The following is a 21,330-nucleotide window of genomic DNA, read 5'->3' as shown; positions in this document are numbered from 1 at the left end:
AGGGACTCAGGCGATGCGCGCCTGCGTGGGGGCCCAGTGCTGGCCGGGGATGGCGGCGATCAGTTGCCGGGTGTAAGGATGTTGCGGGCGGTCGAATATCTGCGCGGGGCTGCCGTGCTCGACGACCTTGCCACGATGCATGACAAGCACCTCGTCGCAGATCTGCGCCGCCACCCGCAGGTCGTGCGTGATGAAGATCAACGCGATGCGCAGCTTCTGCTGCAGCTCGCGCAGCAGCGCCAGCACCTGGGCCTGCACGGAGACGTCCAGCGCGGAGACCGACTCGTCGGCCACCAGCACCTGGGGCTCCAGCGCCAGCGCGCGCGCGATGCCGATGCGCTGGCGCTGGCCGCCGGAGAACTGGTTGGGATAGCGGTCGAAGGCGGAGTGGTCCAGGCCCACGAGTTCCAGCAGTTCGCGCGTGCGCACGTCGGCCTGCGGCCGGGGCACGCCATTGGCCACCGGGCCGTCGCTGATGATGCGGCCCACCGAGTGGCGTGGATTGAGCGACGCGAAAGGATCCTGGAAGATCATCTGGATCTCTTTGCGCAGCGGCCGGAACTGGGCTTCGGGCAGGTTGGCGATGTCGCGGCCATCGAAGATCAGTTCGCCGCCATCGATGCCGACCAGTTTCAGCAGGCATTTGCCGATGGTGGATTTGCCGGAACCGGATTCGCCGACGATGCCCAGCGTCTGGCCGCGGCGGGCCTCGAAGCTGACGCCGTCCACGGCATGCACTTCGCGCTTCTTGCTGAACAGGCCGCCGCCCAGGGAATAGGTCTTGCGCAGGTCGCGTACCTGCAGCACCGGCTTGTCGCGCAAGGCCTCGGCGCGCGCGTGCGCGCGCTGATGCGGCACGGCGGCGATCAGGCGCTGAGTATAGGGATGCGAGGGGTGGTTGAGCACCTGGTCGGCGCTTCCCTGCTCGACCAGCACGCCTTTCTCCATCACCGCCACGCGATGCGCGATCTCCGCCACCACACCGAAATCGTGCGTGACGAACATCACCCCCATGCCTTTTTCTTTCTGGATGCGGGCGATCAGCGCCAGGATCTGCGCCTGGGTGGTCACGTCCAGCGCGGTGGTGGGTTCGTCGGCGATCAACAGCGCGGGCTCCAGGGCCAACGCCATGGCGATCATGACCCGCTGGCGCTGGCCGCCGGACAGCCTGAACGGATAGGCGTGCGCCAAGGCGGTGGGATCGGGCAGGCCGACGAAATCCAGCAGTTCCAGCACGCGTCGTTGCCGTGCCGTCTCGCGGTTCCGGGGGCGCGTCTGGTCAGGGGACGGCAAGGCGGCGTCCGGTCCATCCATGCCATGCACGCGCATCACCTCGGCGATCTGCTCGCCCACCGGCATCAGCGGGTTCAGGGCCGACAGGGGTTCCTGGAAAATCATGGCGATGTCCTTGCCGCGCATGCCCAGCAGGCGTTCTTCGGACAGGGTCAGCAAATCCTCCCCACGGAACAGGATCTGCCCGGACTGCGGCGTCAGGTAGCCGGGCAGCAGGCCCATGATGGCGTTGGCGCTCATGGATTTGCCCGAGCCCGATTCGCCCACGATGCAGAGAATCTCGCCAGCGTTGATGTCGTACGAGACGTCGCGCACCGCCCAGGGGCGGTCGCCGCCTTCCGGCAGGGCGATGCTCAGGCCGCGGATGGACAACAAAGCGGAGGACTTGTTCAACGGAGGACTCCTTATTCGCCGCGCTTGCGCAGCTGCGGGTTCAGGGCGTCGTTCAGCCCTTCGCCCATCAGATTGATGGCAAGCACGGTCAGCAGGATGGACACGCCGGGCCACACGCTCATCCACCAGGCCTCGCGAATCATGGTGCGCGCCGCGCCGATCATGAATCCCCAGCTCATCATGTTGGGATCGCCCAGGCCCAGGAAAGAAAGCGACGACTCGGTCAGGATGGCCGTGGCCACCATGAACGACGCCGAGACGATGATGGGCGCCATGGCGTTGGGCAGGATCTGCGACCAGACGATGCGTGCCGGCGTCTGGCCGATGACGATGGCCGCCTGCACGAATTCGCGTTGCTTCAGCGTCATGAACTCGGAACGCACCAGGCGTGCAGCTGGCGGCCAGGACACCACCGCGATCGCACCCATGATCGAATACACCGACGGTCCCAGCACGGCCACCAGCACCACGGCCATGGCCAACTGCGGAATGGTCTGGAAGAACTCGGTGAAGCGCATCAACGCATCGTCGATGCGGCCGCCGCAGTAGCCGGCGACCGTGCCCACGAAGATACCGAACAGCAGCGCGACGCCCGTGGACAGCAGGCCGACCAGCAGCGATACTCGCGCACCCCAGATCAGGCCGGCCGTGATGTCGCGGCCCAGCATGTCTGTGCCGAACGGGTAGGCGGCATCCGTGAACGGCGGGATCAGCGGCGCGGCCACCATGGTCCACGGCGACTCTTCGTACAGCAGCGGCGCGGCCAGCGCCACTACGATCACGGCCAGCAGGATCGCCAGGCCGATGACGGCGCCCGCATTGCGGGCATAGCGTTTGGCTAGCAGTTTCATGCCGCGCCTCCGTGTCCGCCGGCGGCGATGCGCGGGTCCACCCAGCGATACACCATGTCTGTTATCAGGTTGAAGACGACGACCATGATCGACGTCGCCAGGAAGATGCCCAGCAGCAACTGGTAGTCGCGTTGCAGCAGCGCGTCGAACATCAGGCGGCCGATGCCGGGCCAGGCGAACACCGTCTCCGTCAGCACGGCGCCGCCGGCCATCTGTCCGAGCTGGATGCCCGCGAACGTGATGACAGGCAGCAGGGCATTGCGCAGCACGTGCGAACGGATCACGCGGCCCGCCGGCACGCCCTTGGCGCGCGCCGTCTTGACGAAATCCATGCCGATCACTTCGAGCATCGAGGCGCGGGTCAGCCGCACGTAGACCGCCATGAAGAAGCAGCCCAGCGTGACGGTCGGCAGCACCAGATGTTGTGCGATGTCCCAGGCGCGCTCCCAGCCTTGCAGATTGGCGCCCACGGTCTCCATGCCGAATGCCGGCAGCCACCCCAGCAGCACCGAGAACAGCAGGATGCCCATCAGCGACAGCCAGAACAGCGGGGTGGCGTACAGCAGCAGCGCGCCGGTCATGATTCCGCTGTCCAGCCAGCGCCGTTTGTTGGCGTAGCGGACGCGGGCCGCCAGCACGCCCAGCAACACGCCCAGGACCAGCGAGAACACGAAGGCACAGGCCATCAGCAGGAAGGTCGCGGGCAGGCGCTCCAGGATCAGATCGAGCACCGGCAACTGGCTGCGGTACGAGTACCCCAGGTCCAGCGTGGCCACGCCCTTCAGGTAGATGCCCAACTGCACCAGCAGGGGCTGGTCCAGGCCGAACTGCTGGCGCAGTTGCTGCACGAAAGCGGGGTCGCCCGCGCCGGCCTGGCCGGCCAGCACCTCGGCGGGGTCGCCGGGGGCCAGCCTGATCAGGAAGAAGTTGATGACCACCACGCCCAGGACCACCAGGATGGCCTTGCCCAGGCGCGAGGCAAGAAAGGACAGGAAACGCACGGCTTATTTCTCGATGTAGACGTCGTCGAACGACTCGTTCAGGCCAATGGCCGTCTTGACGAGGTTTTTCACCTTGCCGCGGTACAGCGTCGGGAACTCGAGATCGAGCAGGTAGCCATTGGCCACTTCGTCGACCAGCACCTTCTGCAGCTCGCTGTACATCTGCTGGCGCTTGGCGGGATCGGACTCGGCCGCGGCCGCTGTCCACAGCTTGTCCGTCGCGGGGTTGTTGTAGCCTTGCACGTTGGCGAAGGGCGATCCCTTGACGATGTTCGACGAGATGTACAGGCGCTGAACGCCCAGCGCGGGATCGCCGTACTGGTACGTGAAGTTGGTGGTGATGTCGAAGTCCCAGTTGCCGGTTCGCGATGCCCAGCCGCCGGCGTCCGTGGACTCGGTGTTCACCTTGAAGCCCAACTGCGTCAGCGCCTGCTTGGTGTATTCGCCCAGCCGGTCCCAGGTCGAGCCGTACGGGAAGCTCAACTGGCGGATGGTGTAGTCCTCGGGCTTGATGCCGGATTCCTTGATCAGTGCGCGCGCCTGCTTCATGTCGAACGGCGTGGCGGGGATGCTCTTGTCGAAGAACATCTCGCTGGCCACGAAGGGGCTGGTCGACGGCCGGCCCAGGCCGAAGAAGATGTTGTCCGCGATCATCTTGCGGTTGATCGCGTGCATCACCGCCTGGCGCACCTTCAGGTTGTCGAAGGGCGGCTTGCGCTGGTTGAAGATCAGATAGGCCTGCGGCGAGAACATCTCCCAGCCCTGTGTGCTGAACTCCGTGCCCGGCACGGCGCGCAGGCGCTTGATGTCGACGTTGTCCACGTCGCCGCCGCGCAGCACGTCCACGCTGCCGCGCTCATAGGCCACGGCGCGCGATGCCGAGTCCGGAATCACGTTGAACACCAGTTCATCCAGGTAGGGCTTGCCGGACTTCCAGTAGTTCGGGTTGCGCTCAAGTTTGATGTACTGGCCGCGCTTCCATTCCTTGAACATGAAGGGGCCCGTGCCGACGGGCTTCTGGTTGGCCGGGTTGTTGGCATAGTCGGTGCCGGCATAGATGTGCTTGGGCATCATCGGCGCGAAGCCCGGCTCGAACATCAGCATGAAGGCCGGGAAGGGCGATTTCAGGGTGATCTTGACGGTGAGGTCGCCACTCTTCTCGACCTTGTCGATGAAGTTGCCCAGGATGACCTTGGCGCGGGCGTGCGTCTTGGGCAGCATTTCGGTCAGCGAGAACACCACGTCGTCCGCGGTGAACGGCTGCCCGTCGTGCCACTTCACGCCGTCCTGCAGATGGAAGGTGTAGCTCAGCCCATCGGGGGCGGCCTCCCACGACTTGGCCAGGCCGGGCTGCGGTTTCAGATCGAAGCTGTAGGTCAGCAGGCTCTCGTAGATCTTGCCGGCGACGAACTGCGTGGGGCCTTGCTGGTTCAGCGCCGGCACCAGGATGGGCGGCTCGGGCTGCACGATCATGTTGAGGGTGCCGCCGCGGGTTTGCGCCTGCACGGCGTTCAGGGGCAGAAGGGCCGACAGGACCAGTGCGCCGGCCGACAGTTTCAGGATTTGCTTGAACTTCACGATCAATCTCCGGCTGGGGACAACGAGGGTGGATGGGCAGATCTGCCCGCGGGTCAGTGCGTGGCGGGCTCGACGCCGCACCAATCGACCATGAGTTGCGCCATGGCGACCGTCACGCGCTTCATGCTGGCAAGGGAAACGGCTTCGTCGATGTCGCGGATGTTGCGGGCTTCAGGGCCATGGCAGGTCACGGGCCCCCCTGCGTGGCGGAAGTGTTTGGCGTTGATGGTCGCCGTGCAGGCCAGCGCCTGGAGCATATAGGGCTCCAGCGCATCGACCGCATCAGTGATGCGTTGCGTATCAGGCTGCAAGATTTCCCCTTGCAAAGTGTCTTGGACGGGTTCCCGTCGCGTTATGCGCACGGCCTGTGGCCGGGCGGTCACTGAAGTGTCACCGCATCGGCGGCGTTCGTAAAATTCGCTTTTTCAATTCGAAGTATTAGCAGCATTTATGCTTGACCGGTGTGCATATAGGCGAGCAACATGCACAAAACCGTGCAGCCGGCATGGAATTCCCGCGCGCGAGCCATGAAATCCGAGATGGGCGACGACCAGCCCGATACCTACCTGAACGACCGCCTGGACTGGAACCTGCTGAGAACTTTCCTGGCCATCGCGCGCGAGCGCAGCGTCAGCCGCGCCGCCATGCATCTGCATCTGACGCAGCCCGCGGTCAGCCAGGCCCTGCGCCGGCTCGAAGACCGGCTGGGCATGCGCTTGGTCGACCGCCATGGTCCGCGCATCGAGGTCACGCAGGCCGGCATCGAGGTGCAGAAGATCGCTGAGGAAATCTACGGCACGGTTTCCCGCCTGGCCCTGGCCGACGTGGATCGCGATACCGACATCTCGGGCACGATCCGCATCGGAGCGGCCAGCGGCATCGACTACCCGGCCTATGACGGATTCCTGTCCGAATTCCATCGCACTTATCCGCGCATCGAATTCGAGGTGCAGGTCATGCGCAGCGCCGACGTCGTGAATGGCCTGCAGCAGAAGGCCATCACGCTGGGGCTGACGCCTCGCCGCACGCTGCCGGCCAGCATCGATGCGCGCATCTTCCTGCGTCAGCGCTATGCATTGTTTTGTGGGCAGCACCATCCGCTGTTCGGCCGCGATGACCTGCGCATCGCGGACATCACCAGCTATCCGCTGGTGTCCTTCAACAGCGACAGGGTGGGCGGACATCTGTCGCCCCTGGCGATCTTTCGCGACGAGATGGGATTCACGGGCAGGGTGATCGGCTCGTCATCGAGCATGACGGAGATCAAGCGCCTGATCTATGCAGGCTTCGGCATCGGTTGTCTGCCCGAGCATACCGTGTATGACGACGTGCGCAGCGGACGCTTTCAGCGGCTGCCGCCCGACCAGGGCGTGGCCGACGTGGATGTGCATCTGCTGTGGTCTCGCAACCGCAAGCTGAGCGTGGCCGAGAGCGAATTCATGGCTGCGCTGCACGGCTTCATCGAGAAGCAGGACTTGCTGACGGGACTGGTGGTGCGGCGCGGCGGCGCGTGAGCGGCATCGCGGGCCGCCGCGCCGTGCGGTCGCGCCATTCGGTTCATCCGAGATAGCTGTCGTCGATCAGGCGCAGCGCCGCAAGCCATGCGGTATTGCGGATCTCTTCCGACTCGTCGCGCGCGAACTGCCCGGCGACACGGGTGCGCACCTGCTCGGGAGGAAAGATCAGTGCGGCGCCGCCGGCCATGGCTTGCACCTGCGCCTGACAAGCCCGTTCAAGGAAGTAGATCTCGTGAAAGGCCTCGGCCGCCGTGGCGCCACCGGCCAGCAGGCCATGATTGCGAAGGATCATGGCCTTGTGCGGCCCCAGGTCGTGCACCAGGCGGTCGCGTTCGGCCAGGTCCAGTGCGACGCCTTCGTAGTCGTGGTAACCCAGCTTGCCGTAGAACTTGAGCGCATGCTGGCTGATGGGCAGCAGGCCGTCGCGCTGCGCCGATACCGCGATGCCGGCCGCCGTATGCGTATGCACCACATAGTGCAGGTCGTGGCGCGCCAGATGGATGGCCGAGTGGATCGTGAAACCCGCCGCATTGACGCGAAAGCGCTGCGGTTCGGTTTGGGCGCGCGGGTCGATGACGTTGCCCAGATGATCGATCTTGACCAGGTCGGACGCGCGCATCTCGTGAAAAAGGATGCCGTAGCGGTTGATCAGGAACGTGGGCTCGTCTGTCGGCAGGCGCGCCGAGATGTGCGTGTCGATCATGTCCGTCATGCGGAAATGGGCGACCAGCCGGTACAGCGCGGCGAGATCGGTGCGGACGGCCCATTCCTCGGGCGTGCAGTCCATGTCGGCGGGTGGGGAACTCATGGCCTCTCTTTGTATGCGATCAAAGGAGGCTAGTGTTCGGTCGTTGCGGCCTGGCGGTCAATGTCTTTGTGCTAATACTGTCTATTACCGCCGCGAATACTCGATGATGGTGCGCCGTACGGATCCCGCGCACCATCATGAGCACCGTATCAGTGCGCGCCCGCCGCGGCCTCTGCCGCGCCGCCATCTTTGCCGCCCTTGTTCGGCTTGGGCTTGGCGAACCACACCAGCACCGTCAGGAACAGGAAGATGATGGCCGAGGCATGGAACACGTCGGTGGCCGACAGCGTGGCCGCCTGCGTGTTGATCAGCCGGTCGATCATCACCAGCGCCTGTTCGCGGGTCGCGCCCAGCGTCTGCTGGAAAGTGTTCATGAAGTGGTCGAAGGCCTGTTCGCCGGGCTTGGCCACTTCGGTCAGTTGCGCGTGGTGCATCGTGGTGCGGTTTTCCCACAGCGTGGTGGCGATCGAGGTGCCGAAGGCGCCCAGGGTCAGGCGCAGGAAGTTCGACAGCCCCGAGGCGGCCGGAATGCGCCACGGCTCCAGGCCCGACAGCGTGATGGACGTCAACGGCACGAAGAACGCCGCCATGGCCGCGCCCTGGATGATGGTGGGAATCATCAGCCCGCGCACGTCCACGTCGGTGTTGAAGCCGGAACGCATGAAGAACACCGTGGCGAAAATGATGAACGACACGGTCACGATCTGGCGCGGGTCGCGCGTGGCCAGCAGCTTGCCCACGATGGGCGTCAGCACGATGGCCAGGATGCCCACCGGCGCCGTCACCAGGCCGGCATAGGTGGCCGTATAGCCCATATTGCTCTGCAGCCACAGCGGCAGCAGCACCACGTTGCCGAAGAACACGCCGTAGGCCACGGCCAGCGTGATGGACCCCACTGTGAAGTTGCGCACCTTGAACAGTCGCAGGTCCACGATGGGATGCTTGTCGGTCAGCTCCCAGATCAAAAAGAACACGAAGGCCACGACGGTGATCAGGGCCAGGATCTGGATGGTGCCGCTGGCGAACCAGTCCAGTTCCTTGCCCTTGTCCAGCATGATCTGCATGGCGCCGACCCACACCACCAGCAGCGCCAGGCCGACCTTGTCGATGGGCAGCTTGTGGGTGACGGATTCGCGGTCCTTGTAGATGGACCAACTGATCCACGCGGCCAACAGGCCCACCGGCACGTTGATGTAGAAGATCCAGGGCCAGGTGTAGTTGTCCGAGATCCATCCGCCCAGCAGCGGCCCGGCCACCGGCGCCACCAGCGTGGTCATGCCCCAGATGGCCAGGGCCATGCCGGCCTTTTCCTTGGGAAAACTGGCCAGCATCAGCGTCTGCGACAGCGGGATCATCGGGCCCGCCACCGCGCCTTGCAGCACGCGGAACAGGATCAGGGCTTCCAGGGACGGCGCGAAGCCGCACAGCCACGAGGCCAGCACGAACAGCAGCGTGGAGGCCAGGAACAGGCGCACCTGGCCGAAGCGCTGCGTCAGCCAGCCCGTCAGCGGCACCGTGATGGCGTTGGCCACCGCGAACGAGGTGATCACCCATGTGCCCTGGCTGGAGCTGACGCCCAGGTCGCCCGAGATGGTGGGAATGGACACGTTGGCGATGGAGGTGTCCAGCACGTTCATGAACACCGCCGTGGACAGCGCCACCGACCCCAGGATGCGCGTGGCGCCTTCCAGCGGCGGGAACGTTCGCGGGGCCGGCGGTGCCCCCGCGGGTTTGGGCGCCGCCGCGGGGGCGGTCGCCTGGGTATCGTCGCTCATGGCAGGGCCTGGATTACTGGAGGTTGGCCTGGATGATCCGGGCGATCTGCCGGTCGGCGTCGTCATGCGTGGGCTCGAAGGCGCGCGTCGACCAGGCGGGTTCGGTGCGCGCGGCGGCGGTCAGGGCCTGGCCATGTTCCTGGTCGGCGATGTCGACCTCGACGTTCATCGACAGGCCCACGCGCAGCGGGTGCTGCTTCAGTTCGGCGGGATCGAGCGCGATGCGAACGGGCACGCGCTGCACGACCTTGATCCAGTTGCCGGTGGCGTTCTGCGCGGGCAGCAGGGCGAAGGCGCTGCCGGTGCCGGCGTCCAGGCCCACGATCTTGCCGTGGTATGTGACGGCGTCGCCGTACAGGTCGGCCGTCAGCGTGGCGGGCTGGCCGATGCGCATTTTGCGCAACTGGCCTTCCTTGAAGTTGGCTTCGATCCACAACTGGTCCAGCGGCACCACGTTCATCAGCACCGAGCCGGGGGCCACGCGCTGGCCCACCTGCACGCTGCGGCGCGCGACCATGCCGTCGACCGGCGCGGGCAGCACCGTGCGCGACTTGTCCAGCCAGGCGCGGCGCACCGCGGCGGCGGCATGCAGCACGTCGGGGTGGCGCGCCACGTCGGTGCCCTGCGTGAGCGCCTGGTTGGTGGTCAGTTCGGCCTGCGCGGCGGACAGCGCGGCGCGGGCTTGCGCCAGACCCGACTGGGCCGACTTCAGCGTGGTCTGCGCATGCAGGATTTCCTCGCCGCTGACGCCGCCGGAGCGGGCCAGTTCCTGGCGGCGCTTCAGGTCGCTCTGCGCGCGGTTCAGTTCGGCCTGGGCGCGCTCGATGTCAGCCTGGCGCACCTCGACGTTGGCCGCCAGGGAGTCGTTCTGCACGTAGCGCGTGCGGGTCTGGCGCACGGTCTGCGCCAGTTGCGCCTCGGCCTGCTGCAGCGCCACGTCGGTGTCGGCCGGGTCGATGCGCACGACCGGCTGGCCGGCCTTCACGGTGTCGGTGTCGTCGGCCTCGATGGCGACCACGGTGCCGGCCACTTGCGGGGTGATCTGCACCAGATTGCCGTGCACGTAGGCGTCGTCGGTGCTTTCGTAGTGGGAGCCGAACATCGCCCACCAGACGGCGTAGGCGATGGCCAGCAGGATGAACACGCCGGCGGCGATCAGCAGCAGGCGCTTGCGCTTGGGATTGGGGGTGGCGGTAGTCATGACGTCGTAGTCGTGTCGTTCGATATCAATGGATGGCGTCGGCTTGGGCCCTCTGGGCCTGGGCCGTCTCAGCCTGGTCGGGGCGGTAGCCGCCGCCCAGCGCATAGGCCAGGTCGGCGTCGAGCTGGTAGGCCCGCGCCTGCAGGTCGGTGTCCAGGCGGGCTTGCGTCAGCACGGAGGTCTGGGCGGTGAGCACGGACAGGTAGTTGCCCATGCCGGCCTTGTAGCGTTGCACCGCGATGTCGTAGGCCGATTCGATGGCTTCGCGGGCCTGCCGCTGCTCCTGCTTCTCGCGGTCGATCAGGCGCAGGGCGTCCAGGGCATCGGCGGTCTGCCGTACGGCGTCCAGCACCGTCTGGTTGTAGTCGGCCACGGCCACGTCGGCGTCGGCGCGCCGGCCCGCCAGGTTGGCGTTCAATTCGCCGCCATGGAAGATCGGCAGCGTGACGGCCGGGCCGATGCCGGCGGTGCGCGAGCCCGCGTCCAGCAACTGGTTCGTGCCCAGGGCCTGGAAGCCGGCAAAGGCCACCAGATTGACGTTGGGATAGAACTGCGCTTTCGCCGCGTCGATCTGGCTGCGCGCCGCTTCGGCGCGCCAGCGCGCGGCGACCACGTCGGGGCGATGGCCCAGCAGGTCCAGCGGCACCGAGGCCGGCACCACGCCCGAGGGCGCCGTCAGCGTCACGGGCTGCACGGACTGCCCGCGCGACGGACCGGCCGCGGCCAGCGCGGCGATCTGGTTGCGCAGTTGGGCAATGGTGGTCTCTTCCTGCGTCAGTTCCACCTTGGCCGCCGCCAGCGAGGATTCGGCCTGCTTCACCTCGACCTGGGTGTCCAGCCCCGCGCCGACGCGGCCGCGGGTCAGGTCCAGCACGTCGGCGCGCTGCTTCACGGTGCGTTCCAGCACCTGGCGCTGCGCGAAGCCGTTCTGCAGGTTCAGGTAGCTGCGCACCACCGACCGCGACAGCAGGTTGCGCGCGGCCTGGGCATCGGCCGAGGCGGCGTCGCGCTGCGACACGGCGGACGCAAGCAGGGCGCGGTTCTTGCCCCAGAAATCCAGTTCCCAGGTGAAGTCCAGCGCCAGGCGGTTGTCGCTGGCCACCGATCCGCCCAGCGGAGCGGGATAGATGTAGTTCTTGGGCATGTGCTCGCGCGTCAGCGAGTAGTTGCCGTCCACGCGCGGCAGCAGGGGCGCGCGGGACCGGGCCACGGCGGCGTTGGCCTGGGCCAGGCGCGCCTGGGCGGCGGTCAGCGACGGGTTGCCGGCCAGGGCTTCATCGACCAGCTGATCGAGCTGCGTGTCGCCGTAGCGGCGCCACCATTGGGCGTCGGGCCAGGCGACGTCCTGCCGGACCAGGCCCAGCCGGGCGCCGTCGATTTCGGGGGCCGGCGGCGCGGCCGGATCCATCAATGCGCACCCGCTGAGCGCAAGCACCAGGGTCGTGAGGAGGAGGCGTTTCATTCTGACGAAAAGCTGAAATTATTTGACTGATCTGTAATTGCCTAGGCAATTATATGTCCGGAAAAAACGGGCAGCCTTGGTGCCCGTACCCGCGGCAGGGTTGTCCGCCTGCTGTCAGAGACCGTCGTCCGAGCCGTTGGCCAGCATGCGGCGCAGCAGGTGGCGCATCTGGTTGACCTCTTCGGGCGAGAACCCGCGCAGGTGGTGATTGAGCACCTTGGCGATGTAATGCGGGATCTGGCGGCCTTTTTCCTTGCCGCTTTCGGTAAGCTCGATGCGGATGACGCGCCGGTCTTCGAGGCTGCGGTTGCGGCGCACCAGGCCCTTGGCTTCCAGGCGGTCGAGCGTGCGGGTCATGGCGCCGGTGTCCACGCCATTGAGGCGGGCCAGTTCGGCCGGGGTGTCGGCGCGGCCCTTGCACAGCAGGGCGATGGGCCGCCACTGCATGGCGGTCAGCTCCAGCGGCGCCATTTCCTGGTCGAGCATGCGATTCATCGAGAAGAACACCTGCTTGATGAGAAAGCCGGTGTTGTCGTCGCTGAGGTTCTGGCTGTCGCTGCGGTAATGCTGGACGCCGTCGGAGGAAGATCGGGATGCGGTCATGATGGCCGCCAATTTATCTGACTAGGCAGCTACTGTCAATGCAGAAGATCGTGACAGTATCGTGAATCGCGTCTTCAATGCGCCGGCTTGCGCAACCCCGACCAGACGATGGCGGCCACGATCAGCACGCCGCCCGCCACCATGCGCACGGTGGGCTGCTGGTTGAACAGCACCCAGGCGAAGGCGATGGCATAGACGGGTTCCAGCGCGATCACCAGGCCGGCGCTGCGCGCATTCAGGCGCGTCAGGCTGGAGACGAACAGATAGTGCGACAGGCCCGTGCAGAACACGCCCAGCAGCGCCAGCCACATCCAGTCCACGGCGGCGACCGCGGGCAGTTGCGACGCGGCGGCGGGCAGCAGGGCCAGCGCGACCACGATGTTCTGGCAGCAGGCCACCTGCATGGCGTCGATGCCGGCGGCCGAGCGGCGGTTCATCAGCGCCAGCAAGGCGAAGGCCAGGCCGGACAAGAGGCCCCAGGCCAGTCCGACGGTGCCCTGGTCGGCCAGGTCGAACGAGGGGGTGACCAGCACCAGGCCGGCGGTGACCAGCCCCAACACGATCCATTCGGCCAGGCGCACCTTCTCGCGGAACACCAGGCCTTCCAGCAGCGTGATGAAGGCCGGAAAACTGGCGAAGCCCAGCGTGGCGATGGCGATGCCGCCCACCTTGACCGAGATGAAGAACGTGACCCAGTGCGCCGCCAGCAGCAGGCCGGCCAGGATCAGCCCGGTCATTTGCGCGGGCGTCAGCGGGCTGAGCAGCTTGCGGCGCTGCAGCCGCGCGAAGAAGATCAGCGCTGCCACGGCGAACAGCGCGCGGCCCAGCGTGATGACGCTGGCGCTGGCATGGATGAGCTCGCCAAATACGCCGGTCAGGCCGAACAGCACGGCGGCGAAGTGGATCTGGATCAGGGCGGAGCGGTGGGAAGTCATGTGACGGGATCTGCCGGATGGGCGTATTGTTCGAGTCGTGTTCGCGGCGGCATCCCGCCGGCAGCGTGGCGCGTCCCGCTGAAAAACCTGCGCATGGCGCGCGGGCGGGCGCGGGCAAACTATAAAATGATCGCATGAATCCTTCCGCCGAGTCTGTGCCCACCCGCTTTCCCCGCTCTTCCTCCGAGCAAAGGCTGGTGGGCTTTCTGTTGGCCTCGCTGGGCGCGATCCTGTTCGCGGCCAAGGCCATCGTCGTCAAGCTCACCTACCGCTACGGCATCGACGCGGTCACGCTGATCGCGTTCCGCATGCTGTTCGCGCTGCCGTTCTTCGCCGCCATCGCCTGGTGGCAGTCGCGCCGCGCCGTGCGCGGCGAATTGCCGCTGCTGACCGTGCGCGAGCGCCTGAAGATCTGCCTGCTCGGCCTGCTGGGCTATTACTTCTCCAGCTTCATGGACTTCATCGGGCTGCGCTACGTCTCGGCGGGTCTCGAACGCCTGATCCTGTTCCTGTCGCCGTCGATGGTGGTGCTGCTGTCGGCCGCCTGGTTCAAGCGGCCGGTGCTGTCGCGGCAGTGGATCGCGATGGGCCTGTCGTATCTGGGCGTGGTGCTGGTGTTCGCGCACGACCTGGGCCAGAACGCCGGCTCCGATGTCGTGACAGGGTCTTTCTTCGTTTTCCTGTCCGCCCTCAGCTATGCTGTTTACCTGATCTGCTCGGGCGAGATCGTCAAGCGCGTCGGCGCCACCCGTCTGGTGGCCTATGCGATGACGGTGTCGTGCGTGGCCTGCCTGGTGCAGTTCGCCGTGGTGCATCCGCTGTCGCTGCTGTTCACCCAGCCCGCCGGCGTGTACGGTTATTCGCTGATCCACGCTACCTTCAACACGGTGCTGCCCGTATTCATGCTGATGTGGGGCGTGGCGCTCATCGGCGCTCCCACGGCGGCGCTGCTGGGCATGTTGGGGCCGGTGTCGGTGCTGTTTCTGGCGGCCTGGTTCCTGGATGAGCCGATCACGCTCTGGCAACTGGCCGGCACGGCGCTGGTGCTGGGCGGCGTGTTCGTGCTGTCGGGCCGCGGCAAGCGGGCGGGATAGGTCTTCGTCATTTCTTCCCTTGGCCCCTGTCGCGGGCCCTGGGTTTCGTTCATTGCATCCGTAATAAAAGAAAGGAGGCCGGCATGGCCAGCAAGCTCGTCAAGGCAGTCCGAATCGAACAGCACGGCGGACCGGAAGTCCTGAAGGTCGCCGAGGTCGAGGTGCCCGCGCCCGCGCCCAACGAAGTCACCATCCGCCAGCATGCCATCGGCCTGAACTTCATCGACATCTACTACCGCACCGGCCTGTATCCGCATCCGCTGCCGCACGGCCTGGGATTCGAGGCGGCCGGCGTGGTCGAGGCCATCGGCGCCGAAGTCGGCCACCTGAAGGTGGGCGATCGCGTGGCCTACGGCCAGAGCCCGCTGGGCGCCTACGCCGAAGCGCGCAACGTGCCGGCCGCGCAGGTCGTCAAGCTGCCGCGCGGCGTCGATTTCGAAGACGCCGCCGCGCTGATGCTCAAGGGCCTGACGGTGCAATACCTGTTCCGCCAGACCTATCGCCTGCAAGGCGGCGAAACCATCCTGTTCCACGCGGCCGCGGGCGGCGTGGGCCTGATCGCCTGCCAATGGGCCCGCGCCCTGGGCGTGAAGCTGATCGGCACGGTGTCCAGCCCCGAGAAGGCCGAGCTGGCGCGCGCCAACGGCGCCTGGGAAACCATCGACTACTCGCACGAGAACGTCGCCGAGCGCGTGTTGGAACTGACCCAGGGCAAGAAAGTCCCGGTGGTGTACGACGGCGTGGGCAAGGACACCTGGGAAACCTCGCTGGACTGCCTGGAGCCGCGCGGCCTGATGGTCAGCTTCGGCAATGCCTCGGGTCCGGTCACGGGCGTGAACGTGGGCCAACTGAACCAGAAGGGCTGCCTGTACCTGACGCGCCCCTCGCTGGGCCTGCACGTCAACACCCCGGAAAAGCTGAAGGCCGCCGCCGACGAGATGTTCGGCCTGGTGACCAGGAAGAAGATCGAGGTCCGCATCGACCAGCGCTACACGCTGGAGCAGGCCGGCCAGGCGCAGACCGCGCTGGAAGGCCGCAAGACCACGGGCGCCACGGTGCTGACGCTGGGTTGATCCCGGTGCATCCCCGTCCGGCGGCGGTCGTCGCCGGGCGCGGGGCACAAAAAATCGGGCCGGACTGCAGGGTGCAGTCCGGCCCGGTTTTCTTGCTGGCGGTGACGGCCGCCCAGGCAGCCATCACGGGCAGGGCGATCAGCCCACGCGGTTCTGTTGCAGCGCCGCGATGCGGTTCTGGATGGGCGGGTGCGAGGCGAACAGCGCGGCGATGCCGCCCTTGGCGGTGATGCCCGAAGCCTGGAACGACTTGGGCAGGTCGCCCGGCTCCAGGCCGCCCAGGCGGGCCAGGGCGCGGATCATCGGCTCGCGCGAGCCCATCAGGTGGGCCGAGCCGGCATCGGCGCGGTATTCGCGCTGGCGCGAGAACCAGGCCACGATGATCGAGGCCAGGATGCCGAAGATGATTTCACAGACCAGCACCGTGATGTAGTAGCCGGGGCCCACGCCGCGTTCATTCTTGAAAATCGCCTTGTCGATGAAGTAGCCCACCACGCGCGCCAGGAACACCACGAACGTGTTCACCACGCCCTGGATCAGCGTGAGCGTGACCATGTCGCCGTTGGCGATGTGCGCGACCTCGTGGCCCAGCACCGCCGCCACTTCCTCTTCGGTCATGCTCTCCAGCAGTCCGGTGGACACGGCGACCAGCGAGTCGTTCTTGAAGGCGCCGGTGGCGAACGCATTGGGCTCGCCTTCGTAGATGGCGACTTCGGGGCGGCCGATGCCGGCGCGGTCGGCCAACTGGTGCACGGTTTCCACCAGCCAGGCTTCGCGGTGGCTGGCGGGGGCGTTGGGGTCGATGACCCGTGCCCCGGTGCTCCACTTGGCCACGGGTTTGCTGATCAGCAGCGAGATGATCGCACCCGTGAAACCGACCACCACCGAGAAGATCAGCAGCGCCTGGACGTTCAGGCCCTGGGCGGTGATGTAACGATCCACCCCCAGGATACGCAGCGTGGCCGACAGCACGACCATGACCGCGAGGTTGGTGATGATGAACAGGAAAATGCGCTTCATGTTTCTTGTATTCCTCTGCGAGCGGAGTGACCCGGTTGGACGGCCTGTCCGGCGCCGGGTTCCCCGCGGAACCGGGCTGCTGGAGGCTGGCCTTTCGAGGGGGAGTATAGTATCGCTTTCCCTTATTTCAATATTCCCTGGCGGTTGGCCCCATGCAGGCTCTTTGGATGTTGTTGGCGTCCGCGATGTTCGCCGTCATGGGGTCCTTCGTGAAGCTGGGCGTCGATCACGGCGCCACGCTGCCGCAGGTGATTCTCTTTCGCGGCCTGCCGTCGGTGGTGCTGCTGTTGCTGTGGGCCCGCGCGGCACGGCAATCCATCATCCCCACCAGCTGGCGCCTGCACCTGTGGCGCAATCTGGCCGGCGTCACGTCCATGTGGATGGGTTTCTACGCCGTCTCGCACCTGCCGCTGGCCACCGCCACCAGCCTGAACTACACGGCGCCGCTGTTCATCGCCTGTTACATGCTGGGCTGGGGCGGGGCGCAGCGCGACCCCGTGCGCATCATGGCCGTGGCCATCGGCTTCTTCGGCGTCATCGCGGTGCTGCGGCCCAGCATCGGTGAAGACCAGTGGATGGCCGCCGCGGCCGGCCTGGTGGCTGGCGCCATGTCTGCCGTGGCCATGATGCAGATCCGCCAACTGGGCCGCATCGGCGAACCCGAGTGGCGCACCGTGCTGTTCTTCTCGGTGGGCGTGTGCGTCAGCAGCATGGTGGGCCTGTTCATCGGCGGTTGGGGCGATGCCGACTGGCGAGGCTATCTGTCGCTGGTGGGCGTAGGCACCGCCGGCATGTTCGGCCAGTTGGCGCTGACGCGCGCCTTCGGCCACGGCTCGGCGCTGCTGACGGCGGCGCTGCAATACACCACCATCATCTTTGCCGCGCTGATCGGCATGGGGTTCTGGGGCGATACGCTGGACGAGTTCGCCTGGGCCGGCATGGGCATGATCATCTGCGCGGGGCTGCTGTCGGTGTGGCGCACGATGCGCGAGCCGGTGGCGGCGCCGGCTCGGACGAAGTCGAAATAGACGGCCGGACGGCCGATCTGGATACACTGCTGCAATGAGCCAGCCTGCTCGCCAGGCTTGCGGCAGTCCTTCCTCGGAGCCCTTCCCATGACGACCCCTCTGATCTCGGCCACTGATCTGGCCGCGCGCGTCGATGCCGGCGACCTCGATGCCGGCGCGCTGCGCATCTTCGACGTGCGCCACGACCTGATGGACGCCACCGCTGGCCGCCGCGCCTTCGAACCGGGCCACGTGCCGGGCGCGCGCTTCCTGGACCATGAAACCGAGTTGTGCGCGCCCAAGACCGGCGCCAACGGCCGCCATCCGCTGCCCGAGCGGGACCGTTTCGCCGGCCTGATGGCCGCGCACGGCGTGCGTCCCGAGACGCTGGTGGCGGCGTACGACGCCAGCGGCGGCACGTTCGCCGCGCACCTGTGGTGGATGCTGCGCTGGATCGGACACGATCGGGTGGTGGTGCTGGACGGGGGCTGGCAGGCCTGGAACGCCGCCGGGCTGCCGGTGCAGGCGGGGCCCGCCGCGCCGCTGGCGCCGTTGGCGGACGCCAAGGCTGGCAAGCCGCTGGCCGGCACCGTGGACGTGCAGGCCGTGTTGGCCAACATCGACAAGCCCGCCTTCTCGCTGATCGACGCGCGCGCGGCCAACCGCTATCGCGGCGAGACCGAGCCCATCGACCCGGTGGCTGGCCACATTCCGGGCGCGCTGAATCGGCCCAACAGCGAGAACCTGGAGGCCGACGGCCGCTTCAAGGCGCCCGCGCAACTACGCGCCGAGTTCGACACGCTGCTGGCGGGCCGTGCGCCGGAATCCATCGTGCACCAATGCGGCTCGGGCATTTCGGCCTGCCACAATCTGCTGGCCATGGAAATGGCCGGGTTGGGCGGTTCGCGCCTGTATCCGGGCTCGTGGAGCGAATGGGTGGCGGATCCCAGCCGGCCGGTGGCCAAGGGCTGAGTCCAGGCCAGCGGTGGCGACGTCGTGCTGACGGGCGCCGCCTGGCGCAATGCCGCCGTGCTACCGGTGGGCCACCGCCACGCGCGCGATGCCTTCCGCCACGCCCAGGAAGTAATTCAGTGATCCCGTCGACATGGTCGGCGATTTCGCCATGTCGTCCCAGCGGCGTAGCCGGATCGCGTCCGGCGCGCCGGGGAGGGCGGCGAAATCGGTGGCCTGCACGGCATCGAAGCTGCCGCCTTGCAGCGCCAGGCTGCGGCGCGAATCCTCCGACAGCAATGACAGATAGCCCGGTTCGACGAAGCCGAGATAACGCTTGGCCTCGACGTGCAGCCGGATCGGCTCCAGCACGCCGCTGCCGAACAGCCCGCGCAGGAACGGCAGCACGAAATACTGGTGCTTGTCGTCGATGCCGGCCAGGGTCGGGGTGTCGGGATGATCCGCCAGCAAGTGGCCCAGGTCGTGCAGCAGGCAGGCCGTCACCAATTCGGGCGTGGCGCCGTTCTGCTCGGCCAGCGTGGCCGTCTGCAGGGCGTGCTTCAGGTGGCTGACCGGTTCGCCGTCGTAGGCACGGTGGCCGCGCTCGAGGAAAACCCGTTCGATGTCGCTCAGGCTCAGGGCCATGATCGCTCCTTTCAGCCCGTACCCGTGGTGGCGGCGGGAGCCATTTCCAGGAAGCGGGCGATCAACTGCGCGGGCTGCCGCTCGCGCAGGCAATAGAGATATTCGTGCATCAGGATTTCAGCGCCTGCCACGGCCAGCGTGGCCAGCTCAGTATGCGCGGGAATCTCGCGGCTCGGAATCAGGCTGATCCCGAGGTTGAACAGGACGGCCTGCCGGATGGATTCGCGGCTGCCGATCTCCAGCACCCGCTTGGGGGCGACCCCCGCTTCCTGCAACGCCTGTTCGGTTAGTTGCCGGGTCATGGAGCCAGGTTCCCGTAACAGCAAGGTATAGTGCGCGAGGTCCTGCAGGCTGGCCTCTTTGCGGCTGGCCAGCGGATGGCTGCGGTGCACCACGATGCGCAGCGGATCGCTGGCGATCTGGCGGTGATACAGGTGGGCGTCCTGCATCAGGTAGGACGAGGTGGCGACTTCAATACGGTAGTCATGAAGCGCCTGCAACATCGACTGCGAATTGCCGATGGTCAGCACCAGATCCACTCCCGGATAACGCTGGTTGTAGCGCTGCACGGTCTCCATGATGTAGAAGGGGCCTGTGGCGCCGATGCGCAGCAGCCCTTCGCGCAGGTCGCTGGCGTCGCGCAGGCGGAATTCGATCTCGGTTTCCTGCTGCACCAGCTTTTCCACCTGGGGCATCAGCCGGCGGCCGGCCTCGGACAGGTGCAGTCCCCGGCCCTGGCGGTGGAACAGTTCGACGCCATAGCGCGACTCCAACTGGCGTAGCTGGGCGGTTACGGTGGGCTGGCTGACGCCCAGCTGGGCGGCGGCCTTGGTGACAGTGCCGCAGCGCGCCACGGCATAGAAGGATTTCAGTTCAGCGACCAGCACGGCGCGCGAAGCCTTCGCAAAAAATCAGGGACCGGCCAGTTCACCAAAATTCCTTGATGTTTTCATTACTGCATTTTTGATATGTGTAATAAATGGTGCATGCGCGCCTCCGATACTGCCTGGGTACTTGTCCAGGCCCAAAGGAGACGTCATGGCAATTCCCGAGCAGGCGTTCCTTTCGGTGCGCAATCTCGTCAAGCATTACGGGGCGCATCGCGCGCTGTCCGACGTATCGCTGGACATCCAGGCGGGTGAGCTGGTCTGCCTGCTGGGGCCGTCGGGCTGCGGCAAGACCACGCTGCTGCGCGCCATCGCCGGCCTGGAGCAGCAGGACAGCGGCGCCATCGTGCTCAGCGGGCGCGACATCTCGCAGGCGCCGCCGCAGGCGCGCGACTACGGCATCCTGTTCCAGTCCTATGCGCTGTTTCCCAACCTGACCGTCGCGCAGAACGTGGCCTACGGGCTCAGTGGCCGGCTGGGCCAGCGCGCCCGGGTCGCCGCCCGCGTTGAGGAAATGCTGGAAATGGTCGGCCTGGCCGGCATCGCCGGCAAGTATCCTGGCCAGATCTCCGGGGGCCAGCAGCAGCGCGTGGCGCTGGCGCGCGCCCTGGCGCCGTCGCCGTCCCTGCTGCTGCTGGACGAACCCATGTCGGCCCTGGACGCGCGCGTGCGCGACCACCTGCGCACCGAACTGCGCGCCTTGCAACGCCGCCTGTCCATCACCACGCTGATGGTCACGCACGACCAGGAAGAGGCCATGGTGATGGCCGACCGCATCGCCGTCATGAATGCCGGCGTGATCGAGCAGGTCGGCACGCCGCGCGAACTCTACCGCACGCCGGCCTCGGCCTTCATCGCCGATTTCGTGGGCGAGGCCAACTGGCTGCCTTACGAACGCGTCGAGGCGCACCGCGCCCGCGTGGGCCGGCACGTATTGGCCGTGGACCATCCCCTGGCCGATGGCGCGGGCCGCCTGTTCCTGCGCCCGGAGGCCGTGCGCGTCACGGCGGCCAGGCCCGACGGCGTGGCCAATGCGCTGCTGGCCGAGGTGCTGGACGGCGTATTCCTGGGCCGTGGCTATCGCATGTCCCTGCGGCCCGAGGGCATGCCGGGCACCACGCTGCAGTCCATCGTCTCCAGCGAAACCGGGGACGCCCTGCTGGACGCCCATGCCGCCGGCCGTTGCTGGGTGGAACTGCCGCAGGATGCGCTCCGTGCCTATGCTTGATTCCCAAC

20 protein-coding genes are annotated in these 21,330 nt (G+C 66.8%); 6 read left to right on the top strand and 14 right to left on the bottom strand.

The window, feature by feature from the left end; translation table 11 throughout:
• Window positions 1-6: 6 nt before the first annotated feature.
• From A7W11_RS17535 to A7W11_RS17515, 5 genes are read right to left on the bottom strand one after another with little or no spacing between them, the layout of a single operon-like run.
• On the bottom strand, window positions 7-1,686 hold the full coding sequence (locus A7W11_RS17535) for an ABC transporter ATP-binding protein (RefSeq protein WP_066415944.1): 1,680 nt from the start codon (window positions 1,684-1,686) through the stop codon (window positions 7-9).
• An 11-nt stretch (window positions 1,687-1,697) separates the two neighbouring features.
• Window positions 1,698-2,537, bottom strand: a complete 840-nt coding sequence (locus tag A7W11_RS17530; RefSeq protein ID WP_066415936.1) for an ABC transporter permease — start codon at window positions 2,535-2,537, stop codon at window positions 1,698-1,700.
• Window positions 2,534-3,538 (bottom strand): ABC transporter permease, encoded by a 1,005-nt coding sequence (locus A7W11_RS17525; protein WP_066415932.1) that lies wholly within the window; start codon window positions 3,536-3,538, stop codon window positions 2,534-2,536. Before A7W11_RS17525 ends, A7W11_RS17530 begins: the two co-directional genes overlap by 4 nt.
• Window positions 3,539-3,541: 3 nt before the next feature.
• Window positions 3,542-5,116, bottom strand: coding sequence for an ABC transporter substrate-binding protein (locus A7W11_RS17520; protein ID WP_066416245.1), 1,575 nt, complete (start codon window positions 5,114-5,116; stop codon window positions 3,542-3,544).
• A gap of 53 nt (window positions 5,117-5,169) precedes the next feature.
• Entirely contained in the window at window positions 5,170-5,427 is a 258-nt protein-coding gene (locus A7W11_RS17515; protein WP_066415925.1) for a hypothetical protein, read from the bottom strand.
• A 228-nt stretch (window positions 5,428-5,655) separates the two neighbouring features.
• On the opposite strand from A7W11_RS17515, the gene A7W11_RS17510 reads away from it, so the two are divergent.
• The gene (locus tag A7W11_RS17510; RefSeq protein WP_156523133.1) at window positions 5,656-6,630 is read left to right on the top strand and encodes a LysR family transcriptional regulator; all 975 of its coding nucleotides are present in this window, start codon (window positions 5,656-5,658) and stop codon (window positions 6,628-6,630) included.
• Window positions 6,631-6,673: 43 nt separating this feature from the next.
• Here the strand turns inward: A7W11_RS17510 and A7W11_RS17505 are convergent, their stop codons facing one another.
• The 6 genes from A7W11_RS17505 to A7W11_RS17480 all read right to left on the bottom strand — a co-directional run bounded on the left by A7W11_RS17505 (window position 6,674) and on the right by A7W11_RS17480 (window position 13,417).
• Complete coding sequence (locus A7W11_RS17505) at window positions 6,674-7,441, bottom strand: class II aldolase/adducin family protein (RefSeq protein WP_066415923.1); 768 nt, start codon at window positions 7,439-7,441, stop codon at window positions 6,674-6,676.
• Window positions 7,442-7,590: 149 nt separating this feature from the next.
• Entirely contained in the window at window positions 7,591-9,216 is a 1,626-nt protein-coding gene (locus A7W11_RS17500; RefSeq protein WP_082887314.1) for a DHA2 family efflux MFS transporter permease subunit, read from the bottom strand.
• A 13-nt stretch (window positions 9,217-9,229) separates the two neighbouring features.
• Entirely contained in the window at window positions 9,230-10,417 is a 1,188-nt protein-coding gene (locus A7W11_RS17495) for an HlyD family secretion protein (RefSeq protein ID WP_066415916.1), read from the bottom strand.
• A 25-nt stretch (window positions 10,418-10,442) separates the two neighbouring features.
• Window positions 10,443-11,879, bottom strand: coding sequence for an efflux transporter outer membrane subunit (locus A7W11_RS17490; RefSeq protein ID WP_066415914.1), 1,437 nt, complete (start codon window positions 11,877-11,879; stop codon window positions 10,443-10,445).
• Between the two features lie 114 nt (window positions 11,880-11,993).
• On the bottom strand, window positions 11,994-12,482 hold the full coding sequence (locus tag A7W11_RS17485; protein ID WP_066416234.1) for a MarR family winged helix-turn-helix transcriptional regulator: 489 nt from the start codon (window positions 12,480-12,482) through the stop codon (window positions 11,994-11,996).
• A 74-nt stretch (window positions 12,483-12,556) separates the two neighbouring features.
• On the bottom strand, window positions 12,557-13,417 hold the full coding sequence (locus tag A7W11_RS17480; protein WP_066415910.1) for a DMT family transporter: 861 nt from the start codon (window positions 13,415-13,417) through the stop codon (window positions 12,557-12,559).
• Between the two features lie 134 nt (window positions 13,418-13,551).
• Between A7W11_RS17480 and A7W11_RS17475 the strand changes: the two genes are divergently transcribed.
• Window positions 13,552-14,511: a DMT family transporter gene (locus tag A7W11_RS17475; RefSeq protein ID WP_066415907.1), complete on the top strand. Its 960-nt coding sequence runs from the start codon at window positions 13,552-13,554 to the stop codon at window positions 14,509-14,511.
• Window positions 14,512-14,594: 83 nt separating this feature from the next.
• Complete coding sequence (locus tag A7W11_RS17470; RefSeq protein WP_066415900.1) at window positions 14,595-15,584, top strand: quinone oxidoreductase family protein; 990 nt, start codon at window positions 14,595-14,597, stop codon at window positions 15,582-15,584.
• Window positions 15,585-15,722: 138 nt separating this feature from the next.
• Here A7W11_RS17470 and htpX read toward each other — a convergent pair whose 3' ends face one another.
• On the bottom strand, window positions 15,723-16,604 hold the full coding sequence (gene htpX / locus A7W11_RS17465; protein ID WP_066415894.1) for a protease HtpX: 882 nt from the start codon (window positions 16,602-16,604) through the stop codon (window positions 15,723-15,725).
• Window positions 16,605-16,756: 152 nt separating this feature from the next.
• Between htpX and A7W11_RS17460 the strand changes: the two genes are divergently transcribed.
• Together A7W11_RS17460 and A7W11_RS17455 are read left to right on the top strand one after the other, a co-directional pair.
• On the top strand, window positions 16,757-17,632 hold the full coding sequence (locus A7W11_RS17460) for a DMT family transporter (protein ID WP_066415888.1): 876 nt from the start codon (window positions 16,757-16,759) through the stop codon (window positions 17,630-17,632).
• Window positions 17,633-17,719: 87 nt separating this feature from the next.
• Window positions 17,720-18,583, top strand: a complete 864-nt coding sequence (locus A7W11_RS17455; RefSeq protein WP_066415884.1) for a sulfurtransferase — start codon at window positions 17,720-17,722, stop codon at window positions 18,581-18,583.
• A gap of 60 nt (window positions 18,584-18,643) precedes the next feature.
• Here A7W11_RS17455 and A7W11_RS17450 read toward each other — a convergent pair whose 3' ends face one another.
• Complete coding sequence (locus A7W11_RS17450; RefSeq protein ID WP_066415878.1) at window positions 18,644-19,207, bottom strand: phosphonate degradation HD-domain oxygenase; 564 nt, start codon at window positions 19,205-19,207, stop codon at window positions 18,644-18,646.
• Window positions 19,208-19,218: 11 nt separating this feature from the next.
• Complete coding sequence (locus tag A7W11_RS17445; RefSeq protein WP_066415876.1) at window positions 19,219-20,094, bottom strand: LysR family transcriptional regulator; 876 nt, start codon at window positions 20,092-20,094, stop codon at window positions 19,219-19,221.
• Window positions 20,095-20,245: 151 nt separating this feature from the next.
• Between A7W11_RS17445 and A7W11_RS17440 the strand changes: the two genes are divergently transcribed.
• Complete coding sequence (locus A7W11_RS17440; protein WP_066415874.1) at window positions 20,246-21,322, top strand: putative 2-aminoethylphosphonate ABC transporter ATP-binding protein; 1,077 nt, start codon at window positions 20,246-20,248, stop codon at window positions 21,320-21,322.
• The last annotated feature ends 8 nt before the right edge of the window (window positions 21,323-21,330 follow it).

The sequence above is a fragment of the Bordetella ansorpii genome (assembly GCF_900078315.1).
Lineage (GTDB): Bacteria > Pseudomonadota > Gammaproteobacteria > Burkholderiales > Burkholderiaceae_B > Bordetella > Bordetella ansorpii.
The sequence above is the reverse complement of the archived record's forward strand: the minus strand, read 5'-3'. Positions and strand labels throughout refer to the sequence as shown.

Excerpts from the sequence above, each read along its gene's own strand:
- A7W11_RS17455 (WP_066415884.1), top strand. The coding sequence starts at position 17,720 with ATGACGACCCCTCTGATCTCGGCCACTGATCTGGCCGCGCGCGTCGAT.
- A7W11_RS17480 (WP_066415910.1), bottom strand. The coding sequence starts at position 13,417 with ATGACTTCCCACCGCTCCGCCCTGATCCAGATCCACTTCGCCGCCGTG.
- htpX (WP_066415894.1), bottom strand. The coding sequence starts at position 16,604 with ATGAAGCGCATTTTCCTGTTCATCATCACCAACCTCGCGGTCATGGTC.
- A7W11_RS17470 (WP_066415900.1), top strand. The coding sequence starts at position 14,595 with ATGGCCAGCAAGCTCGTCAAGGCAGTCCGAATCGAACAGCACGGCGGA.
- A7W11_RS17440 (WP_066415874.1), top strand. The coding sequence starts at position 20,246 with ATGGCAATTCCCGAGCAGGCGTTCCTTTCGGTGCGCAATCTCGTCAAG.
- A7W11_RS17505 (WP_066415923.1), bottom strand. The coding sequence starts at position 7,441 with ATGAGTTCCCCACCCGCCGACATGGACTGCACGCCCGAGGAATGGGCC.
- A7W11_RS17485 (WP_066416234.1), bottom strand. The coding sequence starts at position 12,482 with ATGACCGCATCCCGATCTTCCTCCGACGGCGTCCAGCATTACCGCAGC.
- A7W11_RS17475 (WP_066415907.1), top strand. The coding sequence starts at position 13,552 with ATGAATCCTTCCGCCGAGTCTGTGCCCACCCGCTTTCCCCGCTCTTCC.
- A7W11_RS17460 (WP_066415888.1), top strand. The coding sequence starts at position 16,757 with ATGCAGGCTCTTTGGATGTTGTTGGCGTCCGCGATGTTCGCCGTCATG.
- A7W11_RS17510 (WP_156523133.1), top strand. The coding sequence starts at position 5,656 with ATGGGCGACGACCAGCCCGATACCTACCTGAACGACCGCCTGGACTGG.
- A7W11_RS17495 (WP_066415916.1), bottom strand. The coding sequence starts at position 10,417 with ATGACTACCGCCACCCCCAATCCCAAGCGCAAGCGCCTGCTGCTGATC.
- A7W11_RS17490 (WP_066415914.1), bottom strand. The coding sequence starts at position 11,879 with ATGAAACGCCTCCTCCTCACGACCCTGGTGCTTGCGCTCAGCGGGTGC.
- A7W11_RS17530 (WP_066415936.1), bottom strand. The coding sequence starts at position 2,537 with ATGAAACTGCTAGCCAAACGCTATGCCCGCAATGCGGGCGCCGTCATC.
- A7W11_RS17450 (WP_066415878.1), bottom strand. The coding sequence starts at position 19,207 with ATGGCCCTGAGCCTGAGCGACATCGAACGGGTTTTCCTCGAGCGCGGC.
- A7W11_RS17500 (WP_082887314.1), bottom strand. The coding sequence starts at position 9,216 with ATGAGCGACGATACCCAGGCGACCGCCCCCGCGGCGGCGCCCAAACCC.